We start from the raw sequence: 16,982 nt of genomic DNA, 5'->3' as shown, positions 1-16,982 counted from the left end.
CTATTTCATAATTTCCTTCTTTAATCTTGCTAAATCTGCTTGGGATAGTAGTATTATAGAGCTTTGTTTTTTGGTTTTATTAAAATCCTCAAAAAGAATATATTTTCTATTACCCGCATCATTCATATATACGTTGCTGTGTGCGATTGCATTGCGAAGGTGTCTCAATACACACTCATAGTCTTTTTCCGTATTCACTTTGCGCTTACAAATAAATCCTTTACTACGTCTGTTTATATTCGCTTCATTATGTAAATTATATTTCTCAAAGTAACGTTCAATAACACAATTTGGAGCTAAAAAAACAAAGCAGTCATTTGACACGCTTGAGATGAAAGTATCCCAATTTCTCTGTAACCGTCCAGAATCAATTATTGAAGCAGATGCACTGTCAATAGTAGGTGCTGTATGCAGAAAAAAGCTAAACAAGCGAGTCAGTTTGTCGTTTTCAATTTCGAAAGGCTTTATTTGATTAGATTTTATATCACTTATCTGCATTTTCTCAATCCTATCATAAATGAAAATTTAGCGGCTTAAATCTTGACCTCTGACACATCAATCTCGCCGCTCATAAGCTTAGGTAGGAGGGTATCACGGAGAGCGCCAAGGTGTTGATTTTCATATTCGTTTGTTTTCATAGTTTGAATAATAGGAATAATTAATCGGTTGTAATTATCTGTTGTTTCGTTTGATAACATTGCAATAGGCAACGATTTGATTGTGGTAAGGCTAAGATTAGCTTGAACAGCTTGTTGAACTCGTTTTTTATAGTAATCATTATGCCAATTGCCTAAAAAGAAACTATATAAGTATTCAGGAAGGAGTTTAGTTTTATTGGCTCTAATAATAGCAACAGCTTGATTTGTATTTGCTGGTAAAACTGTATCATCGACAAGCGCAAATCTTCCAAGTGTACCTGCGATGGTGAAAACAATATCGCCTTCCTTTATAATAGATCGTTTTAGAAGAGAATTTGTCTCTTCATCGATATACGCAAAACGTCCTCTATCCAAAGAATGATTGTTGAGAATTGATTCAGCCTTTATGAAATTTATACCTTGATTAGAAAACGATTTTCCCAAAGTGGTTGGGGTTGTTCCTTTTGTAACCACCTCACATAGATCTTGCAACGGAACTAATTGCATTTCATCAGGCACAACCCCACCAAAAGGCTCAAAATCCACAAACCAAGACTTAAAAATCGCCTGTGCCTGCTGCTCTAAATTTTCATTTATCTTTTTATTTATCGTAATCTTATCGTCAATAGATTTGAGTATCAAACCAATTTTATCTTGTGTTTCTAAGTCAGGAACACATATTTCAAGGTTCTTAAGTACATCGGTTTGCACTCGTTGCCGCCCTGATGAACCAACCATTGACTTTATTGCCGACTCCCTCACAATTGGACTACAAACAAGATAGTATACATAATCTTCATTCGATAATCCTTCAATGGCTCGGAATACAATATACTCAGTTGAACCAAATCCTACCTCATTATCACCTAAAATGTTTATTTTAGCAGTCTTACCGTTTTCAAGGCAAGGGGTTATTCTTGCCATTATCGTATCACCGTTTCGGAACTTAGTACCACCGTTAAACTCTGTGATCTCGAAGCTCGGGACATCACGACAAAAAGGGACAAGATTATCCATAGCAATCTTTTTTGCAAGAGTTCCCCTTTTTATTGTTTCTCTTGGATTAAAACTTACAATTTCACTTAGTTTTTTCATAGTCCAATTACTCATATTAGTCGCCCTATCCTATATATTTCCTATGTGCTATTTTTACGTTGCTTTGTTTTACCATTGCGTATTGCAAGGTAGTATCAATTCTTTGATGTCCAAGCAAGCGTTGTAACTGCTCTATCGGCATGCCTTTATCTATCGCCATTGTTGCGAGCGTTCGTCTGAATTTATGCGGATGTACCTTGTTGATTCCCAAACGCTTGCCCATTTCTCGCAATCGAAGTTCCACTCCGCCGATTGATAAGCGATTATGAGGAGAGCGAAGGGAAACAAACAGCGCCGGGTTACTGTCTGATCGTGAATCTATATAATTACGTAAATGGATCTTTGTACGAGCATCAAAGTATACTATTCGTTCTTTGTCACCCTTGCCGAGTACGACGCATTCACGCTCGGTAAAATTGATATCTTCACGATTAAGCAAGACCATCTCACCAACACGCATACCTGTAGAAGCCAACAGATCAATCATCGCTAAATCACGCAACTCAACACAGCTGTCGCGCATCAGCTCCAAGTTTTCATCAGTATAGGTTTCTTTGATTGTTTTGCTTGTCTTAACCTTATGGATCCGTCGAACAGGACTTTTAATAATATAATCCTCGTCCTCTAACCAAGAGAAAAAACTTGATAGAATACGCCGGATATTATCCATTGTCACCTTGCTTGATTTCTTTTCTTCCTGATATTTTGTAAGGTAACCGCGTAGATCATCCGTAGTAATATGCTTTATCCCTTTATTGATGCTATTTAATGCAGCTGTGATTGTTTTACAATAGTAATTCAGCGATTTCTCGGAACAACCTTCAATCCGCTTAGCAGAAAGAAACTCAGAAAGGATATCACTATTCTCCGGTTCATCGTCATTGGAATTTGTTTCGCTTATTTCATACTGCTTAAATGTCTGAATAAGCACTTTGTGCAGAGCTTCAAGCTGTGCATTATCCAGTTGCTTGAGCATTTTCTGTTCGATTTCAGTAATTAATTGTCGTTTCATTGTCGTTCTCCTTAAGTATAATTGAGAACGACAAGCAACGGCAGTTCTGTTTGTAAAACCTCGCCGTTGATAAGGCTTTATTGATAATATAAATGAAAATTTAGAGCAGCAAGCTCAAGCGATTTTTAAGTCGTGGTTTGTGGATTTTGAACCGTTTGGTGGGATTACGCCTGATGATTGGCAAAATATTTCAGTATATAACCTTGCTGATTATATAAATGGTGCAGCTTTCAAAAAGTCTGAATACGGTGATTTTGGCTTGCCTATAATCAAAATTGCTGAATTGAAAAATGGAATTACTGATTCAACTCAATATTGCTGTATAGATAAAGACGATAAGTATTATATTGATGATAGAGATATTCTATTCTCGTGGTCTGGGAATCCCGATACATCAATAGATACCTTTTTATGGAGTAGTGGAAAAGCAATTCTTAATCAGCATACATTTCGTGTGGTATCAAAATATGACGCTCCAGCTTTCACGTACTTTTTATTAAGATATCTAAAGCCACAATTTTCTCATATTGCAAGTAATAAACAGACAACAGGGCTCGGACACGTTACTGTTGCTGATCTTAAACGGCTTCAATTCTGTTCCAATGAAGTCGCAATTATTGAGTTTAATTCCCTTGTTGCTCCTATCTTCGAAAAAATTTTTTCAACAAGTAAAGAAAATCAACATCTTGCCGCTCTCCGTGATACACTCTTACCAAAACTAATGAGCGGGGAGCTTGACGTGTCTGAGGTTAAGATTTAAGCCGCTAAATTTTCATTTATCTTTTTATTTATTTCAACTTTTTGCGATAACTTAAAATAATAGTCTCCAATAATTCTTTGTATTTCCATAGGAGGAACAGGTATATACAGATCTTTTAGAAAGTCTTTTTTAAAATGAGGGATTGTATCTCCAACACTCGTAATCCGGATTTGCTCTTGTATTACCCTACTTCTAAGGACGGAAAGCAAATACTTATTATACAATTTGTTTGAATTAACCCTAAAAGCCATCATATCCTGAGCAATGCAAAAATCAATTTTATCAGGACAAAAACAAACTCGTCCTGGCGTGCCTTTGTTTACGAATAAAATATCTCCAGAAACCGGATGTGATCTAAACCAAGTTTTATATGTTTCTTCTGAAATATACCGGATCTTTTCATAAACAGGGTAAAGGTTTTCATTTCTAATACAGTTTGTAGCAATCAAAACTATATTACAAGCCTCAGTTTGATTAACCGTTGGTACGGTTTTTCCACGATTATCTACGATGAAATCTAATAATTTAGGTAGAGGAATTTGTCTACAATCTTTCCATATATTATACTTCAAATCCAATCGCCCCCAACTTCTCTCTGATTTCATCTTCGAGCTCGTGCGATTTCTTGAACATTTCCGAAAGCTCAGAGGTCAGGCGTTTCATCTTTTCGCCAAACGGTTCGCCGTCGTCCTCCTGTTCCTCGATTCCGACATAGCGACCGGGTGTGAGGATATAATCCTGCTTGGCGATCTCCTGTGTTGTTGCCACAGCGGAAAAGCCCTTGACTTCCTCTAATGTTCCGTCTTGAAAGGCGTGGAAGGTGTCGGCTAACTTCTGAATATCCTTCTTGTCGTCAAAGTCGCGGTGCTTGCGGTCTACCATATAGCCCATTTTGCGGGCGTCGATAAAGAGCGTCTTGCTCTTTTGCTTTTTGTTCTTGCTGATAAACCAGAGCGTAACGGGAATGGTAACACTGTAGAAAAGCTGGGTAGGCATAGCGACAATGCCTTCTACCAAATCCGCTTCGATGATATTCTTGCGAATCTCACCCTCGCCGCTCGACTGTGTAGAAAGCGCGCCATTCGCCAGCACCAAACCGATCTTACCGTTTGGAGCAAGGTGATGAATCATATGCTGAATCCAAGCATAGTTGGCGTTACCGGCAGGGGGTGTGCCGTATTTCCAGCGCACGTCATCCTTGAGCTTGTCCTGTCCCCAGTTGGAAAGATTGAACGGCGGATTCGCCATGATGAAATCCGCTTTGAGCGTTTTATGTAAATCATTAAAGAAGGTATCGGCGTGATACGGTCCGAAATCGGCGTCGATTCCACGGATCGCCATATTCATCTTTGCCATCTTCCAGGTATCGGCGTTGCTCTCCTGACCGTAAACGGAAATGTTGCCACGATTGCCGCTGTGCGCCTGGATAAACTTTGCGCTCTGTACAAACATACCGCCGCTGCCGCAGCAGGGATCATATACACGGCAATTTTCAAACGGATTGAGAATGGCAACAATGGTTTTTACAATGCTTGACGGTGTGTAGAACTCGCCGCCCTTTACGCCCTCGTATGCTGCAAACTGAGCGATGCAGTATTCATATGTCCTGCCGAGCAAGTCCTTGCTGTCCTCGGTGTCGGACATATCCATATTGGTGAACAGGTCAACGACGTCACCCAACACTCGCTTGTCGAGATCGGGGCTTGCATAGTTTTTGGGAAGAACATTTTTCAGCGTTTTGTTCTCGTCCTCGATGGCTCGCATAGCATCATCTATGACAGTGCCGATTTCCGGAGTGTGCGCTGCGGCAGAGATAGTTGACCAGCGCGCTTTTTCGGGAACAAAAAAGATGTTTTCCATCAGGTATGCGTCCGGCTCGTCCTCAAACCCGTCACCTTCGGCGACAAGCTCATTGTATCGCTTCTCAAACGCAGAGGAAATGTAACGCAGGAAAATCAAACCTACGATAACCTTTCTGTATTCAGCCGCAGGAATATGCCCCCATAACACACAGGCGGCATCCCAAATCTGTTTTTCAAACCCGATGTTAGCGTTGTTTTTTGCCATATTATCGTTCAACCTCACAAACTGCATATTAATAGAAAAAACAATTACTTCCAAATTATTTCTGTACAACTTTTCTATACATATTTATTATACCATATTTTTGTAATTCTTCAACTAAAGTTCGACAATAAATTTACTTCTATTAATCTTCTGTTTGTATCAGGTTCAAGGGTGTCCCTTGCGAGCGTGTTTTTACGGGTAGGAGTAAAAACGCACTGCTTGTTCAGAACTGACATAAAGATTTCTTTTTTAATATGTCACGACTATACAAGCAGACTGTTTTTACTCCGCGCAGCGAAAAACAGTGATATTTGTTAGGGAGAAACCCTAAGTCCCCTTACCTAAAACTTCAAAACTTTTTAAGAAAAATCGACCTGCAAGTTAGCCTCGCAGGTCGATTTTTCTTTAGGTTTTATTTCTGAATCAGCGCGTATCTTTTCATAATTAGGTCAACAATTTCTTTGCCGCGCACCTTCATGTTGACGGTTTTGAGGACGGTTTGCAGGAGTGTTTCGGTGACGATTGGCAACCTATTTTTATACTCGGAATGGTTGCTGATGAAGTTGTTGAACAGTTTGATGAGGATATCATTTTTCGTCGGAGTTTTCGGATATCCTCTTGCGATCAGCGCCATATTATGATCAAACAGCGGAGCAAAGCCGATGAGTTTTCCTGTGTTTATATCACGCAGCAGACCGAAATTCGCCGTGTGTCTGTCGGGATTTGCAACGATTGTATCGAGGAAAATCATCTTTACAAAATCAGCCTTTGCCTGCGGACAAAGCTCCTCCAGCTTTGCCAATACGTCTTCATATTCTTCATTATCTCCCATAAAAGCAAACGCAGGCTCGAAGTTGACGCTCGCATTATCGGTAAAGTCAAGCGACTTTATACACTTGTCGCCGCGCTTATAAACTGCCATATTCATCCCTAATTCCTTGCCGAGATGATAGATAAAAAGTTCAGAAAACAGTTCGTCATGCGTTGCGGATTTATACATCCACCACTTGCCGTCAATCAGCTTCCAGCACTTTTCAAAGCTGCCGATATTCGTCAGTTCAGGCGTTTTTGTGCGCTTGGAATTAGCAACTCGATTGAAGCTTGAATAACTTCCTTTGAGTGCAAGAACGGAAAAATAATCGTCGGTGAAGCGCACGTCTTGATAGGTTAAGTCACTATCAAGAGGCTTTATCCAATAGTTGTCTGTGATAGTTGCGGCGTTGACATAAAGAGCTGTACTAAGGTCGTCTTTTTCCTTTAATCGCAGGGCTTTTTTCAGCAAACGCGCGTTTGCACGGTGTGAATCAATCGCTCGCGACGCGATCCAATGTTGAGCATTGTGATGTTGTTTTAGATACAGCGGCAATAGATTTTCTTTAAAAACTGTAAGTGTTTTGTTTTCCCATTTTGCAACGATAGTATTGCCTGAGAGAACATAAAACTCGTAATTATTCATACTAAAGCATCAATAATCAAGCAGCCAATCGATCACATTGACCGACTTGATTCCGTCAAATTCTTTTTCCAATCCTGTGTCGAGTGACAGGATTATCTTCTCATAATTGTCTTTGATTTTTTGCAAAGGCGCAAGCTCACGCATCCTGACAGCTTCACTGTTCATGGATTCCGTGACCTGAAAGTAAATCTTTTCGTTAGCATTTGAAGCGATAAAATCAATCTCGGAATCGCCGAGTTTGCCGATTGCAACGTCATATCCGCGGCGCAAAAGCTCAAAGTAAACAACGTTTTCCAAGATGTGTCCGCTGTCACGATTGCGGAAGCCGAGCAAATAATTGCGCAGTCCGATATCAACGATATAATATTTGCCGAGCGTGCGCAAATAGTCCTTCCCTTTGATATCAAAGCGTTTGATTTCATAGAAAAAGTAGGCTTCAAGAAGCGCGTTGACATACGCCTGAACGGTGTGCGCGCTGGGTTTGTTCTTTCTGCCGTCGTCGAGCAAACCCTCGTTGACAAGCGTATTTCCGATGGATGAAACGGAAATTGAGCTGCCGATATTGTCCGCCAAAAACAGAATAATCTTGCGCAGAAGTACGGCGTCAGTTATCTGGCGTCTGCCTCTGCGCTTTTCTCTTTCGAGAATATCGCGCACGATGACGGTCGAATAAATGCCGTCAAGAAGCATTAACGCTTTCTCCTGATCCAAGCCGACATCCGCTATACCGGGCATACCGCCAAATCGCAGATACGCTTCAAAAAGCTCTTTCAGCTCATAGCTTTCGCCGTGCAAATCATAGGCACGTCTGTGTGTTCCGCCAAGCGCGCTTGTGCTCTCGCGTATTTCAAATCCGTGGAAATCTATGAACTCCGCAAAGGAAAGCGGAAGCATTTTGACCTCAACGCTTCTGCCCGAAAGATAGGTGGAGTATTCCGAGGACAGCAGAAAAGCGTTGGAGCCGGTGATATAAATATCGCAGTTTATATCCACGCGCAGTGCGTTGACGGCATCCTCCCAAGCCTCGACGCGCTGTATCTCGTCGAAGAAAAGGTACATTCTTTTATGGGGGAGCAGCTTTAACTTAATATACTCGTAAATCCCGTTTGAGGTCATATCCTTGAAATCATAGGATTCAAAATTCATTTCAACAATCTGCTCAGACGAAACGCCGCTTTCAAGTAGATGTGCCGCCATTAGCTTCATAAGGCTTGACTTTCCGCAGCGCCGGATACCGGTAATTACCTTTACAGGTTCGGTGTCCTGAAAAGCAATGAGCTTATTCAAATAAAGGTCGCGCTTTTTCAATTCCTTTGTCGGTATCATACACTCCGCCTCCTTTTATACAATCATAGCATAAATCTTATTGTATGTAAAGTATTTGCAATGAATTGCAAAAATATTTATTTTTGTAAATAGGTTGCCAAATCGAAAAAAATTGTGCAATAGAAAGTAGAGGAGGTTTTACATTTGTTGCAATACTGCACTAAGTTATCGAAAAACACATAATAAAATTTGTGCTATATATAGAAAATTTTATAATTTCAAAAATAGCAGGTTAAAAATACGGAAAAAAGTGTGGAATACAGAAGTAGAGGGGTTTTTAGAAAGTATTGCTTATGTTTTGGGTGATTTAGAAAGCTTTAAAGCAGTTTGATAACTGATTTTTTTAATTTCTTTGCAAAAAATTCCGAAAAAGTGTGGAATAAAGGGTGAGAGGATTTTTCTTAAAATATTAGATAGTTGAAAAAAATAATAGGTTGTCAAATTGAAAAAAGTCAGCAATACAGTAATAGAAGGTTATATAGACTGTATTGCATACGTTTCAGATGATTTTGAAAGCTTTAAGGCAGTTTAATAAGTGAAATTTGAAATTTCTTTGCAACAAATCCAAAAAAAGTGTGGAATAAAAGGGTGAGAGGGTTTTTCTTCAAATTAACATATTCTAGGAGGATTGATTATTATGAAATCAAGTTATCGGTTCTTAAAGGTACCGTTATGTTTGTTTTCGGATTCGTATTCACAGCTATCTGTTGAAGCAAAGATACTGTACGCATTTTTGCTGGACAGGCTGACGTTGTCTGAGAAGAATGGATTTTTGGATGAAGACGGCAGTGTGTTTGTGTACTATACAAACAGCGAGGTGTGCAGAACGTTTTGCTGTGGATCTCAAAAGGCGACGCGATTATTTCGTGAGCTTGAAAAATATCGGTTGATTAATCGTAGAAATCAAGGCAGAGGTAAGCCGGATGCTATTTATGTTAATCAGTTTGAAGAATCTCCAAATTCACTATTCAAGAACAATGATAATCAACATTCAGGAGTAATGAAACCCCACATCCTGGAATGCGGAAAATCACCACCAATCAATACTGAATATATTCATACTGAAGATAGTCATATCAATCTATCCATCTCCTACAATGTGGTAAAAGAGGAGATTATGGAGCAAATCGAATATGATGTGCTTGCGCAGCGTGATTTCGGCGGCGTACTGGAAGAAATCGTCAGTTTAATAACCGATACATATTGCTCAAATGAAAGCTATGTACGGATTGGAAAGCGCGAAATTCCGATAGCAACCGTTCGCCAACGCTTGTTAATGCTAACCGCTGAACACATTGAATATGTTATTAATTCACTTGAAAGAAATACAACCGAAATAAAAAATATGAGAGCCTATATGCTGACTTCACTCTATAATTCGATAGATACACTGGAAGCCGACGGCTTATACGGCAATTAACGGAGGTACATTATGGAAGCACAAATCAAGTTTTTAAGCACAAAGGAAGTCGCCGAGGCACTCGGCTGCAGCCTGCCGACAGCAAGGAATATCATGATGAGAGCAGATTTTCCGCTTGTCAGAGTGGGCAAGAATTTTAAGGTCAGCGAGCAGGCGTTCATAGAATGGAGTAAAAATCGCAGAGTTTAATGCTTTAAAGTGAGAAATTCTATTGACGTTGAGTCGTTTTTGCGTTATCATAAAGACAGTCAAAAACGATTCAGTGTCTTTAGGCTTTGGAAAGGACGGATAATTTGAAAACCAAAGGCACAAAATCAAAGAAAATCAAATTGCCTTACGGCGAAGGCTCTATTTATTATGTGGAGAGCCGCAAGCGGTATTCCGGGCAAATCAATCTGGTGATTGACGGCGAACGCGTTCGCAAGACCGTTTACGGCAAGACCGAGCGAGAGACGCGGAACAAGCTAAAAGAACTGCAAATACAGGCTCTTGCCGGAAATCTCCATAATGAGAAAAAACAGCAAATGCCGACTGTTTTCCAGTATGCGGAAAAGATGATGGACGAGCAGCTTGCGCTGAATGAGATTAGGCAATCAAGCTATGACAGGAAGATGGAAACGCTGAAAATGCTTTCCGCAATTTCAGATAAACCGCTTAACGAGCTGAGCGAGGACGATATCATCGCGTTTTTCAAAACACAGCTTGACTATTCGCAGTCCTGCATAAACAAGATGTATCAGCTTCTCGGCGCAGTCCTCAGCAAGGCGACACACCGTAAGATTATCGAGGACAACCCGATCAAGGAGATCAAATGCCCGAAGTCCAACAAAAAGACGATCCCCGTTCGGGCACTGACGGTTGACGAGCAGAAAAAGCTCCTTGACGTGCTCAAAAGCGAGGATATTCGTTACAGTGATATTATGCTGTTGTCGATGTTCACGGGCATGAGGATCGGTGAGTGCTGTGCTCTGATGGTGGAGGACATCAACCTCGATGACAGAACCATCAGCGTGAACAAAACGGTTGCGCGCGGTAAGTTTGGAAAGAACGTGTTTAACGAAACCAAGACTTCGGCAGGAACACGCACGCTCTTTGTCAATGAGGATGTGGCAGATTTCCTGAGAACCATTATCGGCAGGAAGAAAAGCGGCTTGCTTTTCCTGTCGCGCAATCAAAATCTTGTCACCACCAATCAAGTAAACTATTCTTATTCGGCGGCTTTGAAAGCGTATGGGATCGTCGATAAAACCGTATATGGAAGAGTGGATTTACATTCGCTCAGACACACATACGCGACAAGATGCATCGAATCCGGAATGCCTGCAAAGGTGTTGCAGAAGATTTTGGGACACACGGATATCAACATCACCCTGAATACTTACTGCTCCGTTTTCGAGAAATTCCGCAATGAACACCTCGCCGTCGCCGACGAATATATGAAAGCCAACAACCTGCAAATCGCGTGAAAAAATGTAGGATTGGCACAAACTGCAGTCAAAAGTGCAGTCAAACCGCGAAAAATTCAGGCTTTAAGCCATTCGCAGCGGTTACTCGCACCATAAAAAGACCTAATACATAAGTATTAGGTCTTTTTATTATACCAGCAATGCGATAACGGGTCTTAAGGTGTGACGAGAACGACTGCTGCCGGTGGCAGATGAAAGGAGTTCGAGGAAGAGCTACAACAGGGAGTTTGAGGAAGTGCATTTATGCACAACGCTAAACGACTATGTTGTACTTGAAGTTAAGAAAACAGTCCGGTGGACTGTTTTTAGGGAGAGCGTTGATGCCTCTTTCCTAACGCATTTGTGCTTAATAAGCGAGGTAGGCACTTTCGCTAGTGCAAACACCGTTACTCGCACCACTAAGCAAGGAATAACGGGACTTGAGGTGTGACGAGAACGACTGCTGCCGGTGGCAGAAGAAAGGAGTTCGAGGAAGAGCTACAACAGGGAGTTTGAGGAAGTGCATTTATGCACAACGCTAAACGACCATGTTGTACTTGAAGTTAAGAAAACAGTCCGGTGGACTGTTTTTAGGGAGAGCGTTGATGCCTCTTTCCTAACGCATTTGTGCTTAATAAGCAAGGTAGGCACTTTCGCTAGTGCAAACACCGTTACTCGCACCACTAAACAAGGAATAACGGGACTTAATATTTACTTACAAATTAGAGTTTGTGGGTGTGAATTATAACAAAATTCTTGGCTCACAGTCGTAGGGGCTTCACTACAAAAGTTTTTTATTCAAAAACTTTTGCATAAGTTCACATTAGCAAATCAAACTTCGCCTATGGCTCATTTTCTTTGATGTTCACTTAATTGTTCGCCCGTTTAATAGTAAAATGTTTTATGTAACTTAGTCCTATGCAGAAACTAGAAATTATAACTTACCATATAGGACAAAGTACCTATATAAAGGCTAGTTTGTAACGGGACATCAATGATGTCCCCTACACCTGTGAGTCAGAGTTTAATATTATTTTAGATACACATTCTCACTATGAATTTTTTATAGTCGATTGAATTTAAAGGAAATTTTCCTTTACACTCAACAAAAATTAAAAAGACAACCCCAAATTTATCGAAATCATATTTAAAAACAAACATAATCGAAAAATAAATTCATAGACAAAACTGATAAAAATAAATAAATGTTCAATTTTTTTGGTATAACAAAAGCCCTAACAATTTATTTGTCAGAGCTTTTACAATAGGATACTTAATACTTAACACTAAATATTATATATTAAATTTAAAATAATTATCAATAAATATTAACAGAAACCTGATAGCTTTTATATGATGAGCCGTCTGCAAAATGGATAGTATAGTTGAACAAAGCTGAACCGGCTTTCTTAGCAGTTACTACACCGTCATTATCAATTGAGATAAGGTCTGTGCTATCCTTATCCACACTATAAGTGATAGTGTAATCAGATGGAGCAAAATAAACACCTGTATAACCGTTAAATGTGAAAGCATCTTGGATTTTATCCTTAGTTTCATATTTATTATTGTTATTAATGTCAATGCTGATACTGTTCTTTGTACCAAATACTGAAGGTTCTCCGTAATATTCAGGACAATTTTCATTTAAATTCATTAGGGCATAATCAGCCATCTTGTTGTTATCCTTTACATTAACTGTAAAGTTACCTACCTTATATTTTTTGCCACTAATAGTAGCATATACAGTATATGTTGACTTACCTACTGCTGTAGAAATTAGGTTTCTGCCAACAAGCTTAACTACTTTTTTACCGTTAGTTGTAATAGAATATCTTGCATTTGGCTTATCGTTACTAACCATATCATTAATGCTGATGTTTGCATCATTATAAGATAGTGCATAGCCACAATCTGCTTTACTGTAATAATTCATATTAAAACTCTTATAACTATTTTTAATATATGGTGGGTAGTTACCAACCTTTACAGTAAAAGTAGTAAGAAGTAATCTTTTGTATGACTTAAAAGCATCCATATTCTTTAGGAATGTTTTTGTTAGGTAAACCTTAACCTTTGTTGTACCCTTTGCCTTACCATACACATAATTTCTGTTACTGTAGCCTGTTGATTCTGTGTTAAATGAGGCAACCTTCTTATTAGTAAATTCGTAAGTGGTACAACCCTTTACATTTGAGTCATAACCACCTGATGTAAAGTTATTTTCAACAGTTCTCTTATCACGAACATTCATAAGAATATCGTCCATTCTATACTGTCTAACAGTTACCACATACTTATTTACAACAACTTTAGTTTTGCCATTCATATAGTAAACTGTAATAACAGGCTTTGTATTACCGGTTACTTTTAAACCACTATACCAAAGTGTATATTCACTACTATCATTATTATCATCAACAAAAATATATTTATCCTTGTTGTTGCTAACTGAATAACTAAACTTAAATTTTTTCTGTTCAGTTGTTTTCTTAATGTTAATTACATTCTCTTGACATCTATATACTGAAACATTCTTTGTTACTATTATGTTGGAATTTTCAGCAGCAGATACACTAAATGATACTGCCATTGTTGGAATAATACAAACAATAGCTAAGATAATTGCTAATAGCTTTTTCATAATTTTACATCCTCACTTTACTTTATTAATACAAAATCACCGATATTACTTTTCTACAGTAATTGTTTCATAACCATAGTTAAAAGTAGAACCGTCACTAAACTTAATTGTGAAATTAAACTTTGTTGAGCCTACTTTCTTTGCAGTAACAATACCATTACTGCTTACTGATGCAATCTTTGGATTTGTACATTTAAAAGTAATCTTATAATCTGATGGGTTAAAACTGAAACCATTAGTATTTAAAAAGTTATACATAATTGTATACTTAGAATTAAAAGTTTTTACATTACTTAGTGAAAGTGTTACATTGCCTTCGTAATAAGGATCAAAAATATCACATTCACTGTTTTCATACTTAATCTGTGCTATCTTAGCCATTGAAACTTTCTTTACATTTACAGGTAATGAACCGTAATTTACAGTCTTACCATCTGACTGAATACCATAAATATTAGCAGTTGTTTTGCCTACCGATTTAGAGTAAACTCTGTTACCGTATAATCCAACAATACCGGACTTTTTAGCAACAATCTGATATTTTAAACCGGGAGTTTTTTCATTAAAATATGATGTAATTCCCTTTGCAAAAGTAAAACTATTTTTACCTTCTGTATTTTTGTCATCATTATATGTTCTTATATTATCTATTCCTGAGAATTGATTGAAAGCCTTGCAATAATATAATGAGATTTCAGCATTTTCTTTGATACTTGGCTTATATTCACAAACACGAATTCTAAATGCACCTAATAGTACATCTTTGTTGCTCTTAACACATTTCTTGTTGCTAAAGTAAGATTTATTAAGATAAAGTTCTGCTTTAGTTGTACCTACTGTCTTACCTTGGATTACATTACCATTGGCAGTAGCTTTTCTTTCGTTTGTAACTTTAATAGATAAGTCCCTTGTCTTTGACGGAAAATCTACAGTATGATTAACTGTTTTGTCAACATCAACAAATGTATCTGTTGGTCTAAACTGCTTAACTGTTACATTAAACTTCTGTACATCAACTTTCTTTTTACCTTGCTTATAATAAACTGTGATAACAGGTTTTGTTGATGAAGTTACCTTGTTACCACCTACAGTTAACTGTAGTTTTGATTTTGAGTCATTCTTTGCAACAACAATATTTTTTCCATTGTTATTGCTAACTGTGTAACCGTAACTGTACTTTTGAGTTGACTTTGACTTATTTACTGTATAAGTACTTTCGCCATACTGATAAAGTGAAACATTAGTTGTTTTCACTTGATTTGAAGCTGCTTTAGCTGATACGCTAAATGATACTGCCATTGTTGGAATAATACAAACAACAGCTAAAATAATTGCTAGTAGTTTTTTCATAATTATGCCCTTCTTTTTTTCAAAATTGAATCATCTTTTTAAGCTTGTTAACTGCTTACATATATAACACTTTGTAAAAGTCCAAAAGGTTACATAAAAAATAAATTTTTTTGAGATATTTTCAAAAGTTATTTTATGCTTATTAACTGCTTTCATATATAACACTTTGTAAAAGTCTAAAAGGTTACATAAAATAATAAATTTTTCATAAACAAAAACTCCGGTAATTTATATACCGGAGTTCCTTAATTTCTATTCAGTTATTTAATTATTAATATACACCAAGTTCAGCAAAATCGCTAAATGTTGAGCCATCAGAGAATTTAATTGCAAATTCAAACCTAGTATCTCCAACTTTTTTGCCCTTGATTACACCCTTACTGTTGACAGTTGCAATACTTGTATCCTTAATTTTATAAGTAATCTTATAGTCAGCAGGTTTAAAGTTGATACCGGTATAAGAGTCAGTTAAAACTGCCTGCTTAATTGTTTTAAAGGCATCTACTGTGCCACCCTTTTTTACACCAATTTGGTCATTGTAGAAAATACCATCATCGTATTCAATTGTATTATAATCAGCTAGTTCTCTCATTGGAATATCAGTTACCTGAACTGTAAATGTACCAATTACCAGTTCTCTATTGTTAGTCTTAGAATAAAGAGTATATGTAGCCTTACCTACTGATTTAGTATCAAGATTATTGCCATTTACAGAAACAACACTTTTATCCTTAGTTTCAATTCTGTACTGAGCCTTTGCCTTTGAATCTACATTGTAAAGCATTGAAGGAATATCTGCATATAGGTTGTATAGTTCATTCATCTGTTCATTATGCTTTGAAAGATCTACAACTTTAGAATAATGTAACTTTAGGTTTCTTGCATTAATCTTTAACTGTGGTCTATAGTTACCAACATTAACATTGAAAGTACATAGTAGTCTGTTGTCAGGCTTAAAGCACTTACTGTTCTTGAAGAATGACTTATTAGCATAGAAAGAAACCGGTGTTGTACCTTTTGATAAAGCATTTACCTTAAACTGATATTCACCTGAACCATTCCAATATGTTAGGTGGTTTTCTCTTGTAAATGTTGAAACTTTCTTATTCTTAACAATGAAAGAAACCTGTTCTGCATTTGCAGGGAATTTGTAGTCAACACTATCTGATCTACCTACACCCATATTGATGTTCTGGAATTTGTACTTTGCAACTTTTACAACATACTTCTGAACAACAACTTTCTTGCTACCGTTCTTGTAGTAAACTGAAACAACAGGTCTGTTAGCAGAAGTTTCTTTGTTACCACCAATAGTTACCTGAAACTTTGTTTTGTCATCATTCTTTACAACAATAACACTATTGTCACTGTTGTTGCTAACTGAATAATCAAACTTATATTTCTGTTGTGCTTTAGTTTTCTTAACAGTATAAGTTTTCTCAGAATACTGATACATAAATGCATCTTTTGAATTTACATTGCTTGTTGCTGCTTTAGCTGATACGCTAAATGATACTGCCATTGTAGGAATAATACAAACAACGGCTAAAAAATAATTGCTAGTAGTTTTTTCATAATTATGCCCTTCTTTTTTTCAAAATTGAATCATCTTTTTTAAGCCGGTTAACTGCTTACATATATAACACTTTGTAAAAGTCCAAAAGGTTACATAAAAAATAAATTTTTTTGAAATATTTTCAAAATTTATTTTTGCTTATTAACTGCTTTCATATATAACACTTTGTAAAAGCCTAAAAGGTTACATAAAA

The 16,982-nt window shown here is 37.6% G+C and carries 14 protein-coding genes; 4 read left to right on the top strand and 10 right to left on the bottom strand.

Annotated features, from left to right (window positions below; all coding sequences use genetic code 11):
• Genes E5Z56_RS08820 through xerA form a run of 3 tightly spaced genes read right to left on the bottom strand, consistent with a single transcriptional unit; the run spans nucleotide 1 to nucleotide 2,745 of the window.
• A complete protein-coding gene (locus E5Z56_RS08820; RefSeq protein ID WP_138157459.1) occupies nucleotides 1-498 on the bottom strand; it encodes a hypothetical protein in 498 nt (165 codons plus the stop codon).
• 35 nt (nucleotides 499-533) lie between these two features.
• Nucleotides 534-1,748 (bottom strand): restriction endonuclease subunit S, encoded by a 1,215-nt coding sequence (locus E5Z56_RS08815; RefSeq protein ID WP_138157458.1) that lies wholly within the window; start codon nucleotides 1,746-1,748, stop codon nucleotides 534-536.
• Between the two features lie 10 nt (nucleotides 1,749-1,758).
• Nucleotides 1,759-2,745 (bottom strand): site-specific tyrosine recombinase/integron integrase, encoded by a 987-nt coding sequence (gene xerA / locus E5Z56_RS08810; RefSeq protein WP_138157457.1) that lies wholly within the window; start codon nucleotides 2,743-2,745, stop codon nucleotides 1,759-1,761.
• A gap of 139 nt (nucleotides 2,746-2,884) precedes the next feature.
• Here xerA and E5Z56_RS08805 point away from each other — a divergent pair, with 139 nt between their 5' ends.
• Nucleotides 2,885-3,505, top strand: a complete 621-nt coding sequence (locus E5Z56_RS08805; protein ID WP_207668583.1) for a restriction endonuclease subunit S — start codon at nucleotides 2,885-2,887, stop codon at nucleotides 3,503-3,505.
• Here the strand turns inward: E5Z56_RS08805 and E5Z56_RS08800 are convergent.
• From E5Z56_RS08800 to E5Z56_RS08785, 4 genes are all read right to left on the bottom strand, one after another.
• Nucleotides 3,502-4,077 (bottom strand): restriction endonuclease subunit S, encoded by a 576-nt coding sequence (locus tag E5Z56_RS08800; RefSeq protein WP_232842423.1) that lies wholly within the window; start codon nucleotides 4,075-4,077, stop codon nucleotides 3,502-3,504. The genes E5Z56_RS08805 and E5Z56_RS08800 overlap by 4 nt on opposite strands.
• Nucleotides 4,067-5,572 (bottom strand): type I restriction-modification system subunit M, encoded by a 1,506-nt coding sequence (locus tag E5Z56_RS08795; RefSeq protein ID WP_138157454.1) that lies wholly within the window; start codon nucleotides 5,570-5,572, stop codon nucleotides 4,067-4,069. The genes E5Z56_RS08800 and E5Z56_RS08795 overlap by 11 nt, the downstream gene beginning before the upstream one ends.
• Before the next feature lie 412 nt (nucleotides 5,573-5,984).
• The gene (locus tag E5Z56_RS08790; RefSeq protein ID WP_138157453.1) at nucleotides 5,985-7,028 is read right to left on the bottom strand and encodes a HipA domain-containing protein; all 1,044 of its coding nucleotides are present in this window, start codon (nucleotides 7,026-7,028) and stop codon (nucleotides 5,985-5,987) included.
• Between the two features lie 9 nt (nucleotides 7,029-7,037).
• Nucleotides 7,038-8,354: an ATP-binding protein gene (locus E5Z56_RS08785; protein WP_138157452.1), complete on the bottom strand. Its 1,317-nt coding sequence runs from the start codon at nucleotides 8,352-8,354 to the stop codon at nucleotides 7,038-7,040.
• Between the two features lie 637 nt (nucleotides 8,355-8,991).
• Here E5Z56_RS08785 and E5Z56_RS08780 point away from each other — a divergent pair.
• The 3 genes from E5Z56_RS08780 to E5Z56_RS08770 all read left to right on the top strand — a co-directional run bounded on the left by E5Z56_RS08780 (nucleotide 8,992) and on the right by E5Z56_RS08770 (nucleotide 11,240).
• A complete protein-coding gene (locus E5Z56_RS08780; protein ID WP_138157451.1) occupies nucleotides 8,992-9,774 on the top strand; it encodes a replication initiator protein A in 783 nt (260 codons plus the stop codon).
• Between the two features lie 12 nt (nucleotides 9,775-9,786).
• Nucleotides 9,787-9,963 (top strand): helix-turn-helix domain-containing protein, encoded by a 177-nt coding sequence (locus E5Z56_RS08775; protein WP_138157450.1) that lies wholly within the window; start codon nucleotides 9,787-9,789, stop codon nucleotides 9,961-9,963.
• Nucleotides 9,964-10,067: 104 nt separating this feature from the next.
• Nucleotides 10,068-11,240, top strand: coding sequence for a tyrosine-type recombinase/integrase (locus tag E5Z56_RS08770; protein WP_138157449.1), 1,173 nt, complete (start codon nucleotides 10,068-10,070; stop codon nucleotides 11,238-11,240).
• 1,297 nt (nucleotides 11,241-12,537) lie between these two features.
• Here the strand turns inward: E5Z56_RS08770 and E5Z56_RS08765 are convergent.
• The 3 genes from E5Z56_RS08765 to E5Z56_RS08755 form a co-directional block, all read right to left on the bottom strand.
• Complete coding sequence (locus E5Z56_RS08765) at nucleotides 12,538-13,863, bottom strand: hypothetical protein (protein WP_138157448.1); 1,326 nt, start codon at nucleotides 13,861-13,863, stop codon at nucleotides 12,538-12,540.
• A gap of 45 nt (nucleotides 13,864-13,908) precedes the next feature.
• Nucleotides 13,909-15,213, bottom strand: coding sequence for a hypothetical protein (locus tag E5Z56_RS08760; protein WP_138157447.1), 1,305 nt, complete (start codon nucleotides 15,211-15,213; stop codon nucleotides 13,909-13,911).
• Between the two features lie 271 nt (nucleotides 15,214-15,484).
• The gene (locus E5Z56_RS08755) at nucleotides 15,485-16,735 is read right to left on the bottom strand and encodes a hypothetical protein (protein WP_138157446.1); all 1,251 of its coding nucleotides are present in this window, start codon (nucleotides 16,733-16,735) and stop codon (nucleotides 15,485-15,487) included.
• Nucleotides 16,736-16,982: the final 247 nt, after the last annotated feature.

The organism is Ruminococcus bovis (assembly GCF_005601135.1).
In the GTDB taxonomy this organism is placed as follows: domain Bacteria; phylum Bacillota; class Clostridia; order Oscillospirales; family Acutalibacteraceae; genus Ruminococcoides; species Ruminococcoides bovis.
This window is presented reverse-complemented; position numbering and strand designations above follow the sequence as displayed.

Coding starts and splice junctions, on each gene's coding strand:
- E5Z56_RS08790 (WP_138157453.1), bottom strand. CDS start 7,028: ATGAATAATTACGAGTTTTATGTTCTCTCAGGCAATACTATCGTTGCA.
- E5Z56_RS08815 (WP_138157458.1), bottom strand. CDS start 1,748: ATGAGTAATTGGACTATGAAAAAACTAAGTGAAATTGTAAGTTTTAAT.
- E5Z56_RS08765 (WP_138157448.1), bottom strand. CDS start 13,863: ATGAAAAAGCTATTAGCAATTATCTTAGCTATTGTTTGTATTATTCCA.
- xerA (WP_138157457.1), bottom strand. CDS start 2,745: ATGAAACGACAATTAATTACTGAAATCGAACAGAAAATGCTCAAGCAA.
- E5Z56_RS08760 (WP_138157447.1), bottom strand. CDS start 15,213: ATGAAAAAACTACTAGCAATTATTTTAGCTGTTGTTTGTATTATTCCA.
- E5Z56_RS08780 (WP_138157451.1), top strand. CDS start 8,992: ATGAAATCAAGTTATCGGTTCTTAAAGGTACCGTTATGTTTGTTTTCG.
- E5Z56_RS08820 (WP_138157459.1), bottom strand. CDS start 498: ATGCAGATAAGTGATATAAAATCTAATCAAATAAAGCCTTTCGAAATT.
- E5Z56_RS08755 (WP_138157446.1), bottom strand. CDS start 16,735: ATGGCAGTATCATTTAGCGTATCAGCTAAAGCAGCAACAAGCAATGTA.
- E5Z56_RS08795 (WP_138157454.1), bottom strand. CDS start 5,572: ATGGCAAAAAACAACGCTAACATCGGGTTTGAAAAACAGATTTGGGAT.
- E5Z56_RS08775 (WP_138157450.1), top strand. CDS start 9,787: ATGGAAGCACAAATCAAGTTTTTAAGCACAAAGGAAGTCGCCGAGGCA.
- E5Z56_RS08785 (WP_138157452.1), bottom strand. CDS start 8,354: ATGATACCGACAAAGGAATTGAAAAAGCGCGACCTTTATTTGAATAAG.